The following is a 19,302-nucleotide window of genomic DNA, read 5'->3' as shown; positions in this document are numbered from 1 at the left end:
TTATTTCCTCAGATCGATGACGACGGGCTTGATCTCTTCAGCCTGGAAGATCATCGGCGCGGCAGGGGCAGCCGCCGCGCTGCGCGGGGCCGGCAGGCTGATGGCGGGTGCCGCCGCCCTGGCCGGGGTCTCCTGGCGGCGCGGCTTGGCGCTGGCGCGGCTGCCCGTTTTCGGCGCGGCGGCCGGGGCCGGAGCGGCGGCCGGCGGGGCGGGAATCACGCGGCCGCTGCCGTCGCCAGCCGGGAAAGTCGTAATGACGGGGCCGGTAGCGCGCAAGGCGTCGTCGGCAAACGGCTGGGCGCGCGTATCGACGCCGGGCGGCACGGCCACGCTGGCGTTGAGCAGGCGGTTGTCCGTGTAGATCATGCGCGACAGGCGGTTGTAGTTGGGAAAGTCGATGTTCAGCGATTTGGCGTCCGCCGCCAGTTCCACGCGGGGGCGATCCTTGCAATTGCCCACCGTCCACTGCAGCACGTCCGTGCCCTGGAACGCCAGCACTTCATAGCGGTAGGCGCAGCCGCGCTCCTGGGTTTCGACGATCACCACGGTGCGCTCGCCCACGTTCTCCACGCGCGCCACGCGGGCCGTGATCGCGTTGGCCAGCGGCACGACGCGAAACGCCTGCGACAGCTTGATCGAATACTTGCCTTGCGGATCCTTGCGCAAGGTGCCTTCCGTGCCGTCGCGCAGCACGAAAGTGGAGATTGGCGTGCCGAACAGCTCTGCCGTATCCAGGCCGACCATGACGCCGCCACGGCCATTCGGCGTCATGGCGCAGCCCGTCAACAGGACGCCGGCGGCCACGCCAGCACACAACTTGCGCCAGTGCGCGGATGCAAAATTCTTATACGTTGCCATACTTGATAACTTTCTCTTATTTCGGGTCAGGGGTTGATGACGGCCAGTGGATTGCCCGGGCCTGGCGGCGGCAAGACTTTCTGGCGGTCGCGCGACAGCACGGTGAAGGCGCCGAGCGTATCGGGACCGGCGACGATTTCCAGCTGCTCGCGCTGCAGCCAGGTGCGGATCTCCGCCTCCGTGGCGTCGGCACGGAACAGCACGCGCGTGCGCACGCCCGTCTCGACGCCGCTGCCACTGCCGCTGCGGAATTCCGCATTGCCGACGACAGCCTGATCTTTCGGCAGGAACAGCCACGCCGATTGCACCACCATCACGCTGGCGGCCACGGCGGTGACGATCTTCAGCCAGCGATTCGCATTGGCCGCCTTGATTGGCGTCATCTGTGGCGCGGCGGCATCGGCCGAAGCGATCTGCAACTGCTGCAAGCCCTGACGCAGCAATTGCCGGTAGGCCACGCGGCCATCCTTGCCCAGCTCGCTCGACAGCGGCGTGCCCGTCAAGGCGTAATCGTCGCCGGGCAAGGCCACGCGGGCGATCACGCCCGGCGCCGCCGTGGCGGCATTGGCGCGGCCATGCGTTTCCAGCCAGCGCGCCGCCTGCAGGCGCTCCTGGCTGAACACGCCCAGGCAGGCGCCCAGGTCCGTCACGGCCACGGTCACGGGCATGTCGCACAGCACCAGGCCCGCGCGCGGGTCGGCGGGCGCGTCGCGCTCCTCGACCACGAGGCCGCAGGCATCCGCATACGACGCATCTGGCGTGACGAGCCAGCCGCGCCAACGCTGTTGCGCGCCGTCCCAGGCGTCGAGCAGCACGGCGCCAAAGCCGGGGCAACGCGCCAGCAGGTGGATCTGTCCGCCCGCGATGGGCCGCCCGGCCAAGGGCGCCGCGTCGCTGCGGCGCGCAAAGCGTTCCATCAAGTGTTCCGGCACGGCAATGCCGCGCCAGTCGGGGCTAGTGCCCGCCACATCCGCGTCCAGCAGCTCGGCGGAAGACGGGGGCGATGGCAGGCGCGCGGCAACGATGGCCAGCGAGGGCGTCAATGCAGTCATGCCGTTGGCCTTTCATCAAGGTTCGGGTGGGTGGACACGGGGTCCATGTGCAGGGATAACGCGGCCACGCACAGAATATCCAAAACTATTTGCGCCGCCTGCATATCGCGCGTACCCAGGGGATCGCCCACGCGCAGCTTGAGCAGGCTCAAGACCCAGCTGCCCAGCAAGGTGGCGCGGTGGGCCGGCTCGACGATCTGCCGTCCCGCGCTGGCGGGATCGCCCTTCTGCCGGTGCACGAGGCCTAATTTTCCGCCGTGGTAATGCGCGGACGCGATCTGCTCGGCCAGTTCCCTGACGGGCATGCCGCCGCAGCCGCAATGGCGCAGCAGCAAGATCAAATCCTGCGGCAAGGTGGCGAGAAAAACGTCGGCCGCCTCGCGCACTTGCTGCGGCGTGAGCTGGTAGTCGCGCAGCGGCGCCGCATAGGCGTCGGGCGCCTGCAGCTCGCAGCCCTCCTGCGCATCGGCATCCTCGTCATCGCGCTGCTTGCGCAGCTGGTCGATGATGAAGCGCTTGAAGTACAGGAACAAGGCACCGACGTGGTGGGGCGCGGCGTCGCTGTCGCCATGCAGGACTTTTTCAATGAAAAACTGGTGGCGCAAGTCGGCCAGCGAATCGCCCAGCGACGCCGCTTCGCGCGGGCGGCACGGCGTCAGCGCGGCGATGACGCGCTGGTAAAACTCGCCCAGTTCGGCTTGTGTCAGCCGCTGGCGGCGCGTCCAGAAATCATGAATCCGTTCAAATTGTTCCGATTGCAAAGCCGGTCCGATCGTGTGTTGGGCGGCACGCGCCACTGGCCGGCGGCGATGCGCACAGGCAAACAAGCAATGCGCTGGCCAGACAAGAGAAACTTGTCAGTAAGGTAAAATGCATTTAGGCAATTTTCTCATATCACAGTAAAAATCGCTAACTTTTGTTACTTTCACGACAATCCCCGAGACCCCGATGCAACGCCTGATTCCCCTGTTTTTCAGCCTGTTCTTTTTACTGCTCAGCAACGTCGCGCACGCCGCCGCGCCGGCGGCTCCCGGCAAGCGCATCGCGCTGGTGATCGGCAACGCGGCCTATCCGCAGCCGCTATTGAATCCTGTGAACGATGCGCGTGCCATGGCCGAGCGCCTGCGCCGCCTGGGCTTTGAAGTACTGCTGCGCACGGACATCAATGCGCAACAGCTGCAAAAGGCGTCGGCCGATTTTTCCACGCAGGCACGCGGCGCCGATATCGCCCTCGTGTTTTACGCGGGCCACGGCGCCCAGGCGGGCGAGGCCAATTACGTGCTGCCGCTGGGCGCGAACATGCATGCGCTGAGCGCCGCCGCCATCGCCGCGCAGGGCGTGTCCGTCTCCAGCCTGGCGGGCGACCTGCAGCGCACGGGCGCGCGCGGCGCCGTGCTGATCCTCGACGCTTGCCGCCAGGAATATACGCGTGGGGGCGCCGTGATGGTCCCTGGCGGAGGCAATGCGGCCAGCCACGGCTTTGCCGACACGCATGCGCCACGGGGCGTGGTGATCGCCTATTCGGCGGGACCGGGCGCCCTGGCGCGCGATTTCTGGTCGCCCGATTCGCGCAACAGCCCGTACACCAGCGCCCTGCTCGACGCGCTCGATGCCCCGGGCTTGCCGATGAGCGACGTGTTCTCGCAAGTGGCGGCCAGGGTCGCCGCCATGACGCACGACGTGCAAAAACCGCGCGTGTCATTTGGCGAAACGTCGGCGCGGCTGGTGCTGAACATGGGCAGCGGCAAGGGCGTCAGTCCGCCGGCACCGGGCGTGCTGGCCGGCGCGCAGGGCGGCATGCGCGCACCGGTCCCGGCGCCTTCGCCAGCGGTGGAAAAGCCGGCCGCCCCCGGTGCCAAGGTGTGGCCAGGCAATGTGCTGCAAGATATCAACTATGAAATTCGCATGCAGATCGCGGCCCGGCCGTTTCCCCGCCAGCAGCTGGAAAAGCGCGCGCGCGGCGGCGATCTGGTGGCGCTGACGGCCCTCGGCTACGGCATCGGCGGCGGCGATGCGGGAATCAAACAGCCGAAGGCGGGCATGCAGTGGCTGGAAAAGGCGGCCGCCAAGGATTTTCCGATTGCCCAGACCTACCTGGCCGAATTGCTGATGGTCAAGGGTGACCCCGCCTCGCTGAAACGGGCGGGCATGCTGCTGGACGCCGCCTCGCAGGCCGGCTACAGCCCCGCCCATGCGTATAAATTCGACCTGGCGCGGCGCACGGGCGCGCCGCCGCAGGATGCGGCCCGCCATCTGCAGGATGCCTTCATGGGCTTGATGAAGGATTACCAGGGCGCCGCCAAGGACGTATTACAGCCGCCGAAAAAATAACTCAAAATAATTTTGGATTTCCCTGAACTGCCCCCGTTATCCGTGGGTACATGCAATACAGCATGACAGTGACCAGGGAAATCTTATGCAAACATCCAGCCCGGCAGCAACCATTACCACCGGCCAACGGGGCCGCATCCTCGCCTACCAAGCAAGCGGACAAGGTTCCGTCAGCGTGGCCGGCATCCAGCATGCCTTCGACGTGGCCACCCACTGGCGCTCGGACGTGGCGCCCGCCATCAACGCCGTCGTCGACGTGCGCTTCGATGATGCCGGCGACCTCGCCACCGTCACGGCCATTCCCGCCCAGCAACTGGCGCAGGAAGACATGGCCGGTGCCGCCAAGCTGGCGCGCGACAAGGGCCAGCAACTGTGGGGCCGGGCCGTCTCGGCGCTCGGCATCCAGGTGCTGGCCAGCCTTGGCGTGCTGATCGCCGGCGCCTTTATCTTCAACACCATCGGCATCCGTTTGTTCGCCTCCGTCTCGCGCACCTATTGGCAGCTGCTGGGCCTGTCCGCCGACAGCCTGGAGAGCTTTGCCCGCGATGGCGGCAGCGGTTTTACCTCGGCCCAATTTTTCTTCCTGCTGGCCATCGCCGCCTGCTGCGCCACCATGGCCAGCAGCCACCCGAAAGCGGCGCTGGGCAAGTGCGCGCCGCTGCTGTTCATCGTCCTCCACAGCAGCTTGCTGTTCATCAAGATCAAGGGCGCCGTGAGCGATGCGGGCAACGCCATGGGCGGCATCATGGGCAACCGCGCGGCCCGCATGGCCGAACAGATGGCCAGCGAAATGCTGGGGCAAGTGTGGCAGGGGCTCTCGTTCGGCATCGGCTTTTACCTGGTGCTGGCCGCTTCCATCGTCCTCGCGGCCTATGGCGTAGGCGAATACAAACGCTTGGGAGGCAAGCACTGAAAACCTACTGCGCAGCCCACTTCCGGGTCGGCGTTGCTCACCGTACATAAAGTACGGTTCCGCTACTCAACCCGGCATTGGGCTTGCTCGCTACGGTTTTCAGCGCTGCCGTGACTTTCACAACCCTAAAAATTAAAACCGTCACTACCTTTTAACTGATCTTAAAGGAAATATCATGCAACGTACCCTGCCCGCCCTGCTCGCCATCGCCATCCTGCTGTCCGCCTGCGGCAAGCCCTCCGAGAATGCAACGCCGGCGGCTTCGACGCCCGCCACCAGCGTGGCCGACATGGCCGCCAAAGCCCAGGTAAAAGCGGCGGCCGCCAGCCTGCCGCAAGCGGACCCGGGCACGCCAAGCGCCAGCTATGTCGACATCACCAGCGGCAACCAGCTGATGTACAGCTACATCGCCCTGTCCGGCGTGCCGCCCGACTATGCGGCCGTGGCACAGCGCATCTCGCGCGAATATGCGGGCAGCAACGACGCCTTCCGCAAGCAGGAAGTGCTGGACGCGCTGAAACCGCAGATCGACGCCAAGGTCAATGAGGCGAAGACGAAACGCTACCTGCGCTACCAGATCAACGGCCAGGGCGCGCTGTCGCCGTACGCCATGGACAAGGCCGCCTTCCCCGCCAAGTTCGCCGAAGCGGGCACGTATTACTACATGTACGACAACGGCGACTACAAGCTGGCATTTACCAACGGCGACGGCTACTCGCTGCTGAAGGTGGACCAGGACGCGGCGCGCAAGATCGAGGCGGCGCGCAGCGGCTACAAGGATTTCGCCATCATCGTGTACGCCTATGCCCAGGAAGCGGACATGGCCAGCAACCAGGTCAAGGCGCAGATCGTCAAGGTGGCGATCAAGCTGAACGGACAGGAAATTCCCGTCAGCCAGGCGCTGTAGAACGAGCTCGGTTACACTGTTCGCCACATTGCATCGGGATACTGACATGGGCGAACAGACACTGGCGGAACAACAGCTGGCCAAGGGCCGGCAACTGCAGCAGCAAGGCAAGCTGATCGAAGCGATCAACGCCTATCAGGCGGCTTTTAAACAGGACCCGGCCCTGGCCGAAGCCCAGCATTTCCAGGGCCTGGCGATGCTGGAACTGGGCCAGGGCACCATCGGCCTGGGCCTGTTGAAACTGTCGCTCAAGCAACAGCCCGACAACGCCCTGTTCCACTACAACTTCGGCAACGTGCTGCGCGGCACGGACAGCGAGGCGGCGCTGGCCAGCTACGCCACGGCGGCGCGGCTGGCGCCGCACGAGCACGATTTCGCCATCAGCCATGCGGAATTGCTGATGGGAAAACAGCGGCTGATGGAGACCATCGCCGAACTGGAACGGGCCCACGCCCTGCGCCCGCAGCGCTGGCAAACCCTGCAAGGCCTGGCCGAGCTGTATTACCGCACGGCACAGCAGGAACTGGCCTTGGCCCGCTATGCGCAAGCCCTGGCGCTACATCCGGCGCTGGCGCAAACCTGCCGCATCGGCTTTGCCAGCCCGCAAGCGGAATACGCCGAAACTTTGACACCGATCAACGTCGCGCCATCGCTGGAGGAATTCCTGCGTGAAACGGACTTGCACATCCTCGACGATTTCCTGCCCGATCCGGCCGCCTGGCGCGCCCAGGCGCTGGCGCTGCCGTTCGAGCAGCAGCGCTATGCGGGACAGAACTATCCGGGCAGCCAGACGGCGGGCCAGCCCAGCCAGGCCATCATGGAACGCATCGCCACGGCGCTGGGCCGCCCCATCCGTTTCATCTCGCCCGACAACGGCTCGTATCGCCTCAGCTATGCGGACGCGATGGCGCGCACGGATATCCACGTGGATAACGAGACGGGCAATAACTTCAATTTCTATGCGGGCGTGCTGTATCTGAACCCGCCCGAGCAATGCCAGGGCGGCACCACGTTCTGGCGCCACCAGCCCAGCGGCTGGTACCGGCGCTTGCCCGAGGCGGACGTGAAAGCGGGCGGCTATGCCAGCTTCAAGGATTTCCAGAAGCGCTGGCTGCCGAACAGTAAAGTGCAGAAATTCAACGACTTGCAGGAACAGCGCGACAGTTGGCAAGCCCTGCTGGAAGTGCCGATGCGCCATAACCGCCTGATCGTCTACAAGGGCCACTACTTTCACTCGATCAGCAATGTGTTTGGCGACACGCCGGAAAATGGCCGGTTGGTGCAGCTGTTTTTCTTTGAGGTGCCGGATTAGGGGTAACGGGCAATTGTCGGATTACGCCCTGCGGGCTAATCCGACCTACCAGTCACCGGACCATGCGTAGGTCGGATTAGCGGAACGCGTAATCCGACACAACCACCGCCTCGTGTCAATACATGTCGGCGGCCGTGGCGCGTACCGCTTTCAACAACATATCCGCCCCCGGCGACAACAGATGATCCTGCTGGCGGATGATGCCGAAGGCATCCATCTTGCACGGCAGCTCAATCGGCAAAATGCTCAGCACGTTCAGCGATTCATAGTAGTGGGCCACTTCCGTCGGCATCACGTGCAGCGAATCCGTCTGCTGCAGCAAGGACGTGATCAAGAGCAAGGCGGTCGTGTCGACCACGTCAACGGGCGGCTCCAGACTGGCGCGGCGGAACATCATGTCGAAGCGGTGGCGCAGGATGCTGCCTTGCGGCGGCAAGATCCACGGCTGGCCCGCCAGGTCCTTCAATTGCAGATTCTTGCGCGACAGCAGCGGGTGGCCATTGCGCGCCACGGCGCTGGCCGGCTCTTCCGTCAATTCCTCGTAGATGAGTCCGGCGCTGCTTTCCTTTTCCAGGATGCGCCCGATCATGAAATCCAGGGTGCCGTGCTGCAGCATGTCCATCAGCGTATTGCTGTGCTCCAGGTGCACGCCGATGCGCATCAGCGGCGCCTGCTGCTTGATGCGGGCAATCGCGCGCGGCAGCAAGGCCATGGCCGGCGTCATGATGACACCCACTTCCACCTGGCCCGTCAGGCCTGATTTGAGCGCCACGATGTCGTCATGCGCCAGCGACAGGCTCGTCAGGGCCATGCGCGCGTGGCGTATCATCGTTTCGCCGTAGATGGTCGGCTCCATGCCGCGCGGCAACCTGTCGAACAGGCGCACGTCCAGCATCTCTTCCAGGTCCTTGATTTGCTTGGACGCGGCCGGCTGCGTCATGTGCAATTCTTCCGCCGCGCGGTGGATGTTGCGCTGCTCGTCAAGGGCGATCAGCAGCAGCAATTGCCGCGTCTTCAGGCGGGCTCGCAAGAACCAGTTGGGGTTGAGGGTATCCATGAATAAATCATATCATGATCGATATCAGTTTTAACTCAATATCGATATTCCAGATATCGGTGTGTCTCCTTTTTGAGCGTCGTCAAGCAGCGATCACGATGCCTTGCATGCGGCGCTGGGATTAGGTGCCGGGCCAGCCGTTTGGTGGATGAATTCGATCGTGCCGTCGGGCTTGTATTTCAGCTCTTCCACGGCCACGGAACGCCGGTATTCCCCGCCGCCTGGCAACTTGTCGTTGTGATAGAAGATGTAGGACTTGCCGTTGAACTCGATGATGGCCTGGTGGATGGTTTTCACGACGGCATTCTTGTCCATGATGGTGCCGCGAAAATGCCAGGGGCCCGTCGGCGTGGGTCCCGTCGAATATGCCGTTTCTTCCGGGAAGTTGCGCGAGTACGACAAGTAATACGTGCCCGCATGCTTGTGCATATAGGCCGCTTCCGTGAACGCATCCATGCCGAAGGTCAGGATCGGGCCATCGAGCTCCGTCATGTTGGCTTTGAGCTTGGCGTACTTCAAGACCGTGTTGCCCCAGTAAAGGTAGGCTTGGCCATCCGTGTCGATGAAGACGGCCGGGTCAATGTCGTCCCACGGGATCGCCGTCTGCTGCGTCATGTCGTTCGTGATCAGGGCGCTGCCGCGCGCGTCGACGAAGGGGCCCGTGGGGCTGTCGGACACGGCCACGCCGATGGCCTTGCCGGGGATGGTCTTGTGGTCGACGGTCGAGTAAAAATAGTATTTTCTGCCGCGCTTGACGATGTCGCCCGCCCAAGCGTCCTTGGCGGCCCAGGCGAAGGTCGAGTAACGCACGGGCGAGCCGTGGTCGGTCCAGTTGGCCATGTCGCACGAGGAATACACGCGCCACTCGTGCATCCGGTAATCCGTATCCGTGGCGCTCGCTTCATCGTGGCCCACGTACAGATACACCCTGCCATTGTCGACCAGCGCGGCCGGATCGCCCGTGTAGATATTTTTCACGATGGGGTTGGCCGCCTGCGCGCCGCATGCCGCGCAGGCGAGCACCGCCGCCATGCCGATGGCGGCACGTGTGTGTTGCTGGAACATCGATTAACTCCCTTTGGTGGTTTTCTGACCCATGGCCATCAGTCTTTGCACGACGCAAAAGACGAACAGCAGGCCGCCGATGACGATCTTGGTCCACCACGAACTGAGCGTGCCGTCGAAGGCGATCAGGGTCTGGATGGTGCCCAGCACCAGCACGCCGGACAGGGCGCCCGCCACGTAGCCATAGCCGCCGCTGAGCAAGGTGCCGCCGATGACGACGGCGGCAATCGCGTCCAGTTCCGTGCCTTGCGCATGCAAGCCATAGCCGGACAGCATGTAGAACGAAAACAGCACGCCGCCCAAGGACGCACAGAATCCGCTGAAGGCGTAAATGAAGACCTTGGTGCGGCCCACGGGCAAGCCCATCATCAGGGCCGACTGCTCGTTGCCGCCGATCGCATACACGGCGCGGCCGAACGGCGTGGCGTGCGCCAGCCAGATGGCCAGCAGCAGGGTCAGCACGGCAATCACGACGCCGGGCGAGACAAAGCCGCCGAGAAAGCCCAGTTGCGTCTGCGACATGGCGACGAACAGCGGATCATCGATGGTGATGGAATTGATGCTGATCAAATAGCACAGGCCCCGCGCCAGAAACATGCCGGCCAGCGTGACGATGAAGGGCTGCAATTTGAAGTAATGGATCAGCGCGCCCATGCCGGCGCCAAACACGGCGCCCAGCGCCAGCACGGTAGCGATCACCAGGAGCGGCGGCCAGTGCGCCACGTTCAGCAGCCAGGCGGCGATCATGGTCGACAGGGCCAGCACGGAACCGACGGACAAGTCGATGCCGCCGGAGACGATGACGAAGGTCATGCCGACGGCGATCACCAGCAAAAAGGCGTTATCGATCAACAGGTTAAAGATCACTTGCGTGGACAGCAAGCCCGGGTAGACGGCGCCGCCCAGGCCCAGCATCACCAGCAGCAGCAAGACCGTGACGAGCGAAGTGAAATACGGGGTGTGCAGCAAGCCCTTCATGCTTTTCTCCGATGCAGCAATTGCTTGAATTCCGACGATTGCGACAGGCAGACGAGGAAGACGACGACGGACTTGACGACCATGTTGACTTCGGGCGGCACACCGAGCGAATAGATCGTGTAGGTCAGGGTCTGGATGATGAGGGCGCCGATCATGCTGCCGACCAGGCTGAACTTGCCGCCGGCCAAGGACGTCCCGCCCAGGGTGACGGCCAGGATGGCGTCCAGTTCCAGCATCAGGCCCGCATTGTTCGCGTCCGCGCTCTTGATGTTCGAGCTGATCATCAAGCCCGACAAGCCCGCGCAGGCGGCGCAAAAGACGTAGACGAAAAAGATCAATGTCGCCGTCCGGATGCCGGCCAGGCGCGCGGCGACGGGGTTGATGCCGACGGCCTGGATGAACAGGCCCAGGGCCGTTTTGCGCATCAGCAAGGCCGTGATGATGAACACGGCCGCCACGAGGAACAGGGAGAACGGCAAGCCGAACAGGTAGCCGCTGCCGATGAAAAAGAACGGTTGATAATAGACGGTAACGATCTGCCCATCCGTCAGCAATTGCGCCAGGCCGCGCCCCGCCACCATCAGGATCAGGGTGGCGACGATGGGCTGCAAACCGAGACCGGCCACCAGCACGCCATTCCAGGCGCCGCACAGCAGGGCCGCGCCCAGGGCCGCCGCCAGGGCCCAGCCCATGGGGATGTTGCTGACGTAGGTGGGCACGCCGTTCTCCATCACCATGGTGCCGCCGATCAGCATGGCCGCCACGGTGCCGGACAGGGCCACGACGGCGCCCACGGAAATGTCGATGCCACGCGTGGCGATCACCAGCGTCATGCCCAGAGCCGCCAGCATCAGGGGGGCGGCGCGGTTGACGATGTCGATCACGCTGCCGTACAAATGGCCGTCGCGGATTTCTAGGTGGAAAAAGCCGGGGATGGCGCAGAAGGCCACCAGCAACAGCAGCAACAGCGCGGCCAGGGGCCGGCTCAGGGGATGGTGTAAAACGGTATGCACAATGGAAGAATCCGTGGTGGCAGCCGCCCGCGCCGCAGGGGCGGCGGGCGACGAAGTGGTCATGCTCATGCGGTCTCTCCGGCAATCACTTGCAGCACGGAACTGTCATCGAGCTCGCCGCGCGCATAGTCGCCGCACGCCTTGCGGTCGCGCATGACGACGATACGGTCGCTGCAGCGCAGCACTTCCGGCAGTTCGGACGAGATGAACAGGATGGCCATGCCCTTGCGGCACAGTTTGGCCACATAGCTCATGATTTCCTGCTTGGCGCGCACGTCGATGCCGCGCGTCGGTTCGTCGAGAATCAGCATGGCGGGCGATGTCACCAGCCAGCGCGCCAGCAAGGCTTTTTGCTGGTTGCCGCCCGACAGGCTGCCGATCGGCGTTTCGATGCTGGCCGTCTTGATGCCGAGCGCCTTCACGTATTCATCGGCCAGCGCCTGCTGGCGTTTGAACGGAATGGCGCGCAGCAAGCCGGTGCGGGCTTGCAAGGCCAGGATGATGTTTTCGCGCACGGACAGCGACAGGATCGCCCCCTCGTGCTTGCGGTCTTCCGAGCAGAAACCGATGTCGCGGGCAATCGCGTCGCGCGGCACGGCGAACTGGCGCGGCTGGCCCTGCATGGTGATCGTGCCCGAATCGGCCTTGTCGGCGCCGAACAGCAATCGCGCCAGTTCCGTGCGGCCCGAACCGAGCAAGCCGGCCAGGCCCAGCAATTCACCCTGGCGGATGTGGAAATCCATGGGCAGCAAGGCGCCCTTGCGGCCGAGGCCCTGCGCTTCCAGCACAGTCGGTCCGAAGCTGGCCGCGCCCGCTTCTTGCGCCAGGTCAAGCTCTTGCGCTTGGGTATCGGCCGCCACGCCGATCATCTTGTTCACCAGCGCCAGACGCGACAGCTCGCTGCACGCGTATTCTCCCTCGCGCTCGCCATTGCGCATCACCGTGATGCGGTCGGAAATGGCGTAGGTCTGGTCGAGAAAGTGGGTCACGAACAGGATCGCCATGCCCTGTGCGCGCAGGCGGCGCAGCACGGAGAACAGCAGATGGACTTCCGCCTCGTCCAGGCTGGACGTGGGTTCGTCGAGGATCAGCACGCGGGCCGAAATATTCAGCGCGCGCGAAATGGCCACCATTTGCTGGATGGCCAGCGGAAAGCTGGACAATTGCGCCGTGACATCGATATCGATCTGCAACTGTTGCAGCAAGGCACGCGCCTGTTGCTGCATGGAACGCCAGTCGATAGCCCCAAAGCGGCGCGGGTAGCGGCCGATAAAGATGTTTTCCGCCACCGACAGGTTCGGACACAGATTGACTTCCTGGTACACGGTGCTGATGCCGAGCGCCTGCGCGTCCGAGGTGGACGCGGGGGCGATGGGCTTGCCGTCGAGTAAAATCTGGCCGCTGTCGGGCGTATAGACGCCCGTCAGCACCTTGATCAGGGTCGACTTTCCCGCGCCGTTTTGCCCCATCAGCGTGTGCACTTCGCCCGGATACAGGCGCAGGGCAACATCGCTGAGGGCTTTGACGCCGGGAAAGGCTTTACTGATGCCGCGCAACTCCAGCAAGGGAGCTGGCGCGGCAGTGTGATGCGCTTGCGTGTTCATCATGCGGCAAGCTTAGTACTTACGGTTAGGAAATTCCTTGGCGGCCACCTCGGCAGGGAACACGCCTTCCACCGTCGTGATGCGCGCCGGCACGGGTTTGCCGGCCACCACGTCGCGGGCGATGGACATCAATTGCGGACCCAGCAGCGGGCTGCACTCGACGGTGACGTTCAGCTTGCCGGCGATCATGGCTTCGAACGCGCCTTTGACGCCATCGATCGAGATGATGATGATGTCCTTGCCCGGCTTCATGCCCGCTTCTTCGATGGCCTGGATGGCGCCGATGGCCATGTCGTCATTGTGTGCGTACAGCACGTTGATCTTCTTGCCTTCCGCCTTCAGGAACGCTTCCATCACTTCCTTGCCCTTGGCGCGCGTAAAGTCGCCCGTTTGCGAACGGATGATCTTCATCTTCGGATTCTTGCCCACCACTTCCAGGAAGCCGGCCTTGCGGTCGATGGCGGGCGCGGAACCGACCGTGCCCTGCAGCTCGACGATATTCAGCGTGGCATCCGGGGTTTTCTTGGCGTGCTCGAGCAGCCACTGGCCGGCGCGGCGGCCCTCTTCCACGAAGTCCGAACCGATGAAGGTCACGTACAGCGATTTATCGGCCACGTTGACGGCGCGGTCCGTCAGGATGACGGGGATCTTGGCGGCCTTGGCTTCGCGCAAGACGGTATCCCAGCCCGATTCCACGACGGGCGAAAAGGCGATCACGTCGACCTTTTGCGCGATGAACGAGCGCAGCGCCTTGACCTGGTTTTCCTGCTTTTGCTGCGCATCGGCAAATTTCAGGGTGACGCCATCTTTCTTGGCCGCCTCCTTGATGGAGACGGTATTGGCGGTGCGCCATTCGCTCTCGGCGCCCACCTGCGAAAAGCCCATGACGAGGGGCTTGGCGGCAAACGCGGAAGGCGTGGCGAAGGTGGTGGCGGAAGCGGCCAGCAGCATGGCGCTGGCGAGGAGGGTGCGGCGGCTCAAGGTCATTCTTGTCTCCAGTTTTTTATTGGAATACCATCACAGCCGGATGCCGGATGGGCGGTTTTTTATGAACCCATGGTAGGAGAAAGCAACATAGCCATCCAATCAATTCTTTTTCGCTTGCGATACCGATTTGCGTATCGGTAGAGGGAGGCCATCCTCCCCTCCCCGTCAGCGCAGCAGGCGCAGCCCGTACAGGCCGCCCGCCACGGAGTCCTTGCCGGCGACAAATTTCACGACCAGCTTGCCCTTGGCGGCCGCTACCAAAGCCGCAGGCACGGCGATATCCACCGTATACAGTTCCTGCGGCGCATCGGCCGCCACGGCTACCGTCTGCAGCTTGACGCCGTTGAGCAGCACGTCGAACACGCGGCCCGCATCGAGGGTGGACAGGGTCAGGCGCAGGGTTGCCGCTTCGCTCTTCGGGTCGCTGAGGTCATAGCTGAACCAGCCCGTCGCATGGCGCCAGTGCCGGCCCTTGTTGATGCCGTTCTCGCCCCCTTCGGCCTGGAAAAAATGGTCGGATTCCGGCTGCTGCTGTCCCGGCGCCACCTGGTCGATGGTGAGCGCGTCGAGCGCCAGTCGCTGCGCTTCCGCCTGGCGCGTGGCGTCCTGCAGCTGCGCCAGTTTCGCGGGCGTGGAGACAGGCCAGTACAGCATGTAGCGCGAGTCGTGCAGGCGGAAGAACGGGATCAGTTTTATCGCCGCCGCATCCTTGCCCTGGATCAGCCCGGGCGCAGTAAACGTCAGCGGCTGGCCTTTCACGGGGCGGATTCTCCGCATGAAATCCTTCTGATCGCTAACGAACAGCGGCGACGATTCCAGCGGACACACTTGCCCCTGAGCGATATGGCCCATGCGCGAGTCATCGGCAAAATAGTTCAGTTGTTCATTCGCGTACGGCTGCGTCCTGGCGGCCAGCACGATGGGGCCGTGCAGCACGGCATAGTAATTCGACTGGTCCGGCATCTGCTCCAGGCGCGTCGTCATCGGCAGTGTGACGTCAACCGTGTCGCCCGTTTTCCAGGCGCGCGCAATGGTCACATATTCACCGGGCGCGCCGGACACGCGCAGGGCCTTGCCATTGAGCTTGACGCGCAGCTTGCCCCTGGCTACCCACTGCGGGTAGCGGATCTTCAGGCTGAAGGTTTTATTGCCCGTGAATTGGCCAAGCGTGATGCGCGTCGTGTCGCGGTCAGGGAACTGCGTGCTCTGGATAATCTTGACGCCCTGCTCCTGCCAGTCCAGGGTGGACGCCATGAACAGGTTCACGTACAGGAGGTCGGCGTCGTGAGCGTAGATGAATTCGCCATATTTGGCCTGGCTTTCGATGCCGGAACCCACGCAGCACCACATGCCCTTGTCCACTTGCGAATACACGCGGTAGTGGTTCGGGCGCATGGGCGTGAAATACACGAAGCCGCCCGTGCCGGGCCGCTGCGACGACAGGATATGGTTGTACAGGGCGCGCTCGTAGTAATCCGCGTATTGGACCTGCTCGTCTCGGCGGAACAGCTGCTGCGTGAGCTTGAGCATATTGTAGGTATTGCAAGTTTCCGGCCCTTCCACCTCTTCCACCATCGAAGAAAAGTCGTGTTCGTCGTGGAAATGTTCCTTGACGCTGTTGCCGCCGATGGCCACCGTGCGCTTGTCGTGCACGGTTTGCCAAAAGAATTGCGCCGCCTGCTGCCAGTCGCGCCGGCCCGTCAAGGCGCCGATGCGCTCGAAGCCGATGACTTTCGGGATTTGCGTATTCGCATGCAGGCCCGTCAGCTTGTCCTGTTGCGCCGCCAACGGTTGCAAGACCGCTTGATGCGAGAAGCGCACGGCCAGGTCCAGATACTTTTGCTCGCCCGTCATCGCATAGACGTCGGCCAGCACCTCGTTCATGCCGCCGTGCTCGGCGCGCAGCATGGCCTGCATCTGCGCGTCGGACAAGGAGGCCGAGAGTTTCACGGCCCAGTCCGACAAGGCGATCAGCATGGCCTTCGCCTCGACATTGCCGGCGTACTGGTAGGCGTCGCGCAAGCCGGCGAATACCTTGTGCAGGTTGTACCACGGCACCCATTTACCGTTGACGGAGAAGGTGTCGGCCTGCATCTCGCCCCGGGCCACGGCTTGCCAGGCGGCATCGCCGTCCGGGATGCCGCCCAGGTAGCCATTGCCATTGGCGTCCTGGCATTGCTTCAGCTGCGCCAGCATGTAATCGAGGCGTGCGCGCGCCTGGGCGTCGCCCGTGGACGCCACCATCAAGGCCAGCGCGGACAGATAATGCCCGCCCATGTGACCGTCGAGGCCCGTCGATTCCCAGTTGCCATAGCTGGGCTGGATCTGCGGCAAGCCCGCCTCGCGGCGAAATGGCGCCAGCAGTCTATCCGGTTCGAAGGCCAGCAGATACTGCAAGTCCGTCGTCTGCGCATCGAGAAACGGCCCCGCTCCCAGGCGCACGGACGAGAGAGGAAACAGCTGGGCCGCCTGCAAGCCGGGCGTGAGCAGCCCGCCGGCGGCCAGCGCCAGCATCAACCAGGTTGTTTTCATGGCGGCCCCTAGGGCTTGGCGGCCGGCAATTCACGGCTCTGGTAGCGATTCAAGTCGCGTGGGTCCACCTGCGGCCAGCCGTCCTTGTCCCACGTCATGGGCAATATCTTGAGCTTCTGCAAATAGTTATCCGCCGTCTCGTAGGCGTGCAGCACCAGATAATCCTTGCCGTCAAAGGTATAGGCGCTGTTGTGGCCCAGGCCCGTCCAATCCTTGTCGCCTTTCAAGACCACCGTGCCGCCGCCCTGCGCCATGTCGCGGCCACCCTTGTCCAGGTAGGGCCCCGTCACGCTGCTGGCACGGCCCACGGCCAGGTGATACGTGCTTTTTTCCTTCTGGCAACACAGGCCCCAGGAGACGAAGAGGAAGTAATCGTTGCCACGCTGGAAGATGAACGGCGCCTCGATTTCCTCGGGCGCGGGCTTGAATTCGCCGGCCCGTGGCGGCAGCGGCGCCCGGCGCGCCAGCGAATGCCACTCTTGCGGTTCCGCAATGGTTTTCCAGTCCGCGTTGAGTTTCACCAGCTTGATGCCGTTCCAGAACGAGCCGAAGGCCATCCACGGCGTGCCTTTGGCATCGGTGACGATGTTCGAATCGATGGCGTTCCACTCGTCGCGCTCGGGCACCGATTGCAGCAGCATGCCCTGGTCGACCCAGCGGTAAGCGGGCGAGCGGGGGTTCAGGGTGGTGTTGACGGTCACGCCGATGCCGGAGGTGTTCTTGCCGAAGCCGGACACCGAGTAGTACAGGTAATATTTGCCGTCATGGAACTGGACGTCGGGCGCCCAGATATGGTCGTCAAACGATGGCGCGGCCGTCTTGGCCCAGGTCGGCTGGCCCGCGAAGACGCGCCCTTCCGGCTGCCAGTCGACCATGTTTTTCGAGCTGTAGAAGGTAATGCCGGGGCCCGTGCTGTACAAATAATACGTGTCGCCTTCCCTGGCCATCACGGGGTCGTGTACGCTGACCTGGGCCGCCTGGACGGGGCTGAAGGCAAGTATGGCCGCCAAGGCCATCATTGTCGAAAATTGCATCGTGTTCTCCACATGGCCAGCCGGCCCGTCATGCGGGCCGGCTGGATACCTCAAAATCGGCAGGTTTATTCGACCGCCACCACCACGACGGCCTTGGCGGGCACCGACACGGTCAGCTTGCCGCCCTGCGCCTGGGCATTGAACGCCACCGGCTGCACGGCTTGCGGTTGCGCAAAGCTGTTGACGGCATCCATCTTGCCTGCGGTCAGCACGCGGCCGTTCACGCTGGCCACTTGCTTGCCCGCCAGTGCTACGTTGACGTCGACGGCCTTGTGCGGGTTCGTGTTGACCAGGGACAAGTACACCTTGCCATCCTTGCCACGCGCGGCCGAGGCGCTCACTTCAGGAATGCTGACCTTGCCCAGGCTGTACTTGCCATTGCCGTGAATGGCGACCGGCAGCGAAGTGGCGTCCTGGAACGGCACGTACATTTCAAACGCGTGATACGTCGGCGTGAGGAAATATTTGTCCTTGTCCGTGATGATCATCGCCTGCAGCACGTTGACCATTTGCGCGATATTCGTCATGCGCACGCGGTCCGCATGGGCGTGGAAGATATTGAAGTTCAGGGCGGCGACGAGCGCGTCGCGCAAGCTGTTTTGCTGGAACAGGAAGCCCGTGTTGGTGCCCGGTTCCACGTCGTACCAGGTGCCCCATTCATCGACGTACAGGCCCGTCTTTTTCGACGGGTCGTTCTTGTCGATGGCGGCGAGATTGTTCTTGATCAAGCTATCGATGCGCAAGGTGCGGCTCAGGGTGGAAATCCACTCGTTTTCGCCAAAGCCCGTGGCGGCGCCCTTCTTTTCCCACACGCCGGTCGGCACCGTGTAGTAGTGGAAACTGATGGCGTCCATCATGTTCGGCTTGATTTCGCGGCTCAGGGTGCTGGACCAGCTGATGTCGTCGTCATTGCCGCCGCTGGCGATGAATTTCGGGCGGGCGCTTTCCGGCGTCTTCATGAAGGTGTGATAGTGCTTGTACAGGTCGGCGTAGTACTGCGGGCGCATGTTGCCGCCGCAACCCCAGGCTTCATTGCCGATGCCAAAGTAATCGACCTTGTATGGCTGCGCGCGGCCATTCTTGCGGCGCAGCTCGGTCAGGGTGGATTTGCTGTCCGAGGTCATGTATTCGAGCCATTCGGACATTTCCTGCGGCGTGCCCGAACCGAGGTTGCCGTTGATATAGGTCTGTGCGCCCAAGAGCTCGGCCAGGTCGAAGAATTCGTGCGTGCCGACGGCGTTCGACTCTTCCACGCCGCCCCAGTTGGTATTGACCTTGGTCGGGCGCTTCTCGCGCGGGCCGATGCCATCCTTCCAGTGGTATTCATCGGCAAAACAGCCGCCCGGCCAGCGCACCAGCGGCACGTGCAACTGTTTCAGCGCGCCCAGCACGTCATTGCGCCAGCCCTTGGTGTTCGGAATGCTGGACTCCGGCCCCACCCACATGCCTTCGTAGATGCCGGTGCCCAGGTGTTCGGCGAACTGGCCATACACGTTCTTGTTGATCACGGGACCGGACTTGGCCACATCGATGGTGACCTTGACGGGCGCGGCAAAGGCGCCGCCGACGGCCATGGCCAGGCTGAGGGCCACGATGCTGGTATGGATGAATTTCATGCTGTCTCCTGTTTTTTAGTGAAAAGCAAGGGCCGGGTCAACC

Annotated in this window: 16 protein-coding genes; 4 read left to right on the top strand and 12 right to left on the bottom strand. The window is 63.4% G+C overall.

Going from position 1 to position 19,302, the window contains the following annotated elements; genetic code table 11:
- Genes AC0V2Y_RS24080 through AC0V2Y_RS24070 form a run of 3 tightly spaced genes read right to left on the bottom strand, consistent with a single transcriptional unit; the run spans position 1 to position 2,671 of the window.
- Positions 1-858 (bottom strand): hypothetical protein, encoded by an 858-nt coding sequence (locus AC0V2Y_RS24080; RefSeq protein ID WP_475418383.1) that lies wholly within the window; start codon positions 856-858, stop codon positions 1-3.
- 26 nt (positions 859-884) lie between these two features.
- Complete coding sequence (locus AC0V2Y_RS24075; RefSeq protein WP_475417071.1) at positions 885-1,910, bottom strand: hypothetical protein; 1,026 nt, start codon at positions 1,908-1,910, stop codon at positions 885-887.
- Complete coding sequence (locus AC0V2Y_RS24070) at positions 1,907-2,671, bottom strand: hypothetical protein (protein WP_475417072.1); 765 nt, start codon at positions 2,669-2,671, stop codon at positions 1,907-1,909. The genes AC0V2Y_RS24075 and AC0V2Y_RS24070 overlap by 4 nt, the downstream gene beginning before the upstream one ends.
- Positions 2,672-2,858: 187 nt before the next feature.
- Between AC0V2Y_RS24070 and AC0V2Y_RS24065 the strand changes: the two genes are divergently transcribed.
- From AC0V2Y_RS24065 to AC0V2Y_RS24050, 4 genes are all read left to right on the top strand, one after another.
- Positions 2,859-4,241: a caspase family protein gene (locus AC0V2Y_RS24065; RefSeq protein WP_475417073.1), complete on the top strand. Its 1,383-nt coding sequence runs from the start codon at positions 2,859-2,861 to the stop codon at positions 4,239-4,241.
- A gap of 85 nt (positions 4,242-4,326) precedes the next feature.
- Positions 4,327-5,154, top strand: a complete 828-nt coding sequence (locus AC0V2Y_RS24060) for a hypothetical protein (protein ID WP_475417074.1) — start codon at positions 4,327-4,329, stop codon at positions 5,152-5,154.
- 175 nt (positions 5,155-5,329) lie between these two features.
- Positions 5,330-6,061, top strand: coding sequence for a hypothetical protein (locus tag AC0V2Y_RS24055; RefSeq protein ID WP_475417075.1), 732 nt, complete (start codon positions 5,330-5,332; stop codon positions 6,059-6,061).
- A gap of 46 nt (positions 6,062-6,107) precedes the next feature.
- On the top strand, positions 6,108-7,373 hold the full coding sequence (locus AC0V2Y_RS24050) for a DUF6445 family protein (RefSeq protein WP_475417076.1): 1,266 nt from the start codon (positions 6,108-6,110) through the stop codon (positions 7,371-7,373).
- Between the two features lie 115 nt (positions 7,374-7,488).
- Here the strand turns inward: AC0V2Y_RS24050 and AC0V2Y_RS24045 are convergent, their stop codons facing one another.
- The 9 genes from AC0V2Y_RS24045 to AC0V2Y_RS24005 all read right to left on the bottom strand — a co-directional run bounded on the left by AC0V2Y_RS24045 (position 7,489) and on the right by AC0V2Y_RS24005 (position 19,259).
- Positions 7,489-8,430, bottom strand: a complete 942-nt coding sequence (locus AC0V2Y_RS24045) for a LysR family transcriptional regulator (protein ID WP_035823672.1) — start codon at positions 8,428-8,430, stop codon at positions 7,489-7,491.
- Between the two features lie 93 nt (positions 8,431-8,523).
- Entirely contained in the window at positions 8,524-9,495 is a 972-nt protein-coding gene (locus tag AC0V2Y_RS24040; protein ID WP_475417077.1) for a glycoside hydrolase family 43 protein, read from the bottom strand.
- A gap of 3 nt (positions 9,496-9,498) precedes the next feature.
- On the bottom strand, positions 9,499-10,473 hold the full coding sequence (gene yjfF / locus AC0V2Y_RS24035; protein ID WP_475417078.1) for a galactofuranose ABC transporter, permease protein YjfF: 975 nt from the start codon (positions 10,471-10,473) through the stop codon (positions 9,499-9,501).
- Positions 10,470-11,555, bottom strand: a complete 1,086-nt coding sequence (locus tag AC0V2Y_RS24030; protein ID WP_475417079.1) for an ABC transporter permease — start codon at positions 11,553-11,555, stop codon at positions 10,470-10,472. The genes yjfF and AC0V2Y_RS24030 overlap by 4 nt, the downstream gene beginning before the upstream one ends.
- Positions 11,552-13,093 carry a sugar ABC transporter ATP-binding protein gene (locus AC0V2Y_RS24025; protein WP_475417080.1) on the bottom strand — a complete coding sequence of 514 codons (1,542 nt, stop codon included), beginning with the start codon at positions 13,091-13,093 and terminating at the stop codon, positions 11,552-11,554. The genes AC0V2Y_RS24030 and AC0V2Y_RS24025 overlap by 4 nt, the downstream gene beginning before the upstream one ends.
- Positions 13,094-13,102: 9 nt before the next feature.
- Entirely contained in the window at positions 13,103-14,077 is a 975-nt protein-coding gene (locus tag AC0V2Y_RS24020; RefSeq protein ID WP_475417081.1) for an ABC transporter substrate-binding protein, read from the bottom strand.
- Positions 14,078-14,242: 165 nt separating this feature from the next.
- On the bottom strand, positions 14,243-16,609 hold the full coding sequence (locus AC0V2Y_RS24015) for a beta-L-arabinofuranosidase domain-containing protein (RefSeq protein WP_475417082.1): 2,367 nt from the start codon (positions 16,607-16,609) through the stop codon (positions 14,243-14,245).
- Between the two features lie 8 nt (positions 16,610-16,617).
- Entirely contained in the window at positions 16,618-17,643 is a 1,026-nt protein-coding gene (locus AC0V2Y_RS24010) for a family 43 glycosylhydrolase (protein ID WP_475417083.1), read from the bottom strand.
- A gap of 65 nt (positions 17,644-17,708) precedes the next feature.
- The gene (locus AC0V2Y_RS24005; protein WP_475417084.1) at positions 17,709-19,259 is read right to left on the bottom strand and encodes an alpha-N-arabinofuranosidase; all 1,551 of its coding nucleotides are present in this window, start codon (positions 19,257-19,259) and stop codon (positions 17,709-17,711) included.
- Between the last annotated feature and the right edge of the window lie 43 nt (positions 19,260-19,302).

The organism is Janthinobacterium sp. BHSEK (genome assembly GCF_056174685.1).
This window is presented reverse-complemented; position numbering and strand designations above follow the sequence as displayed.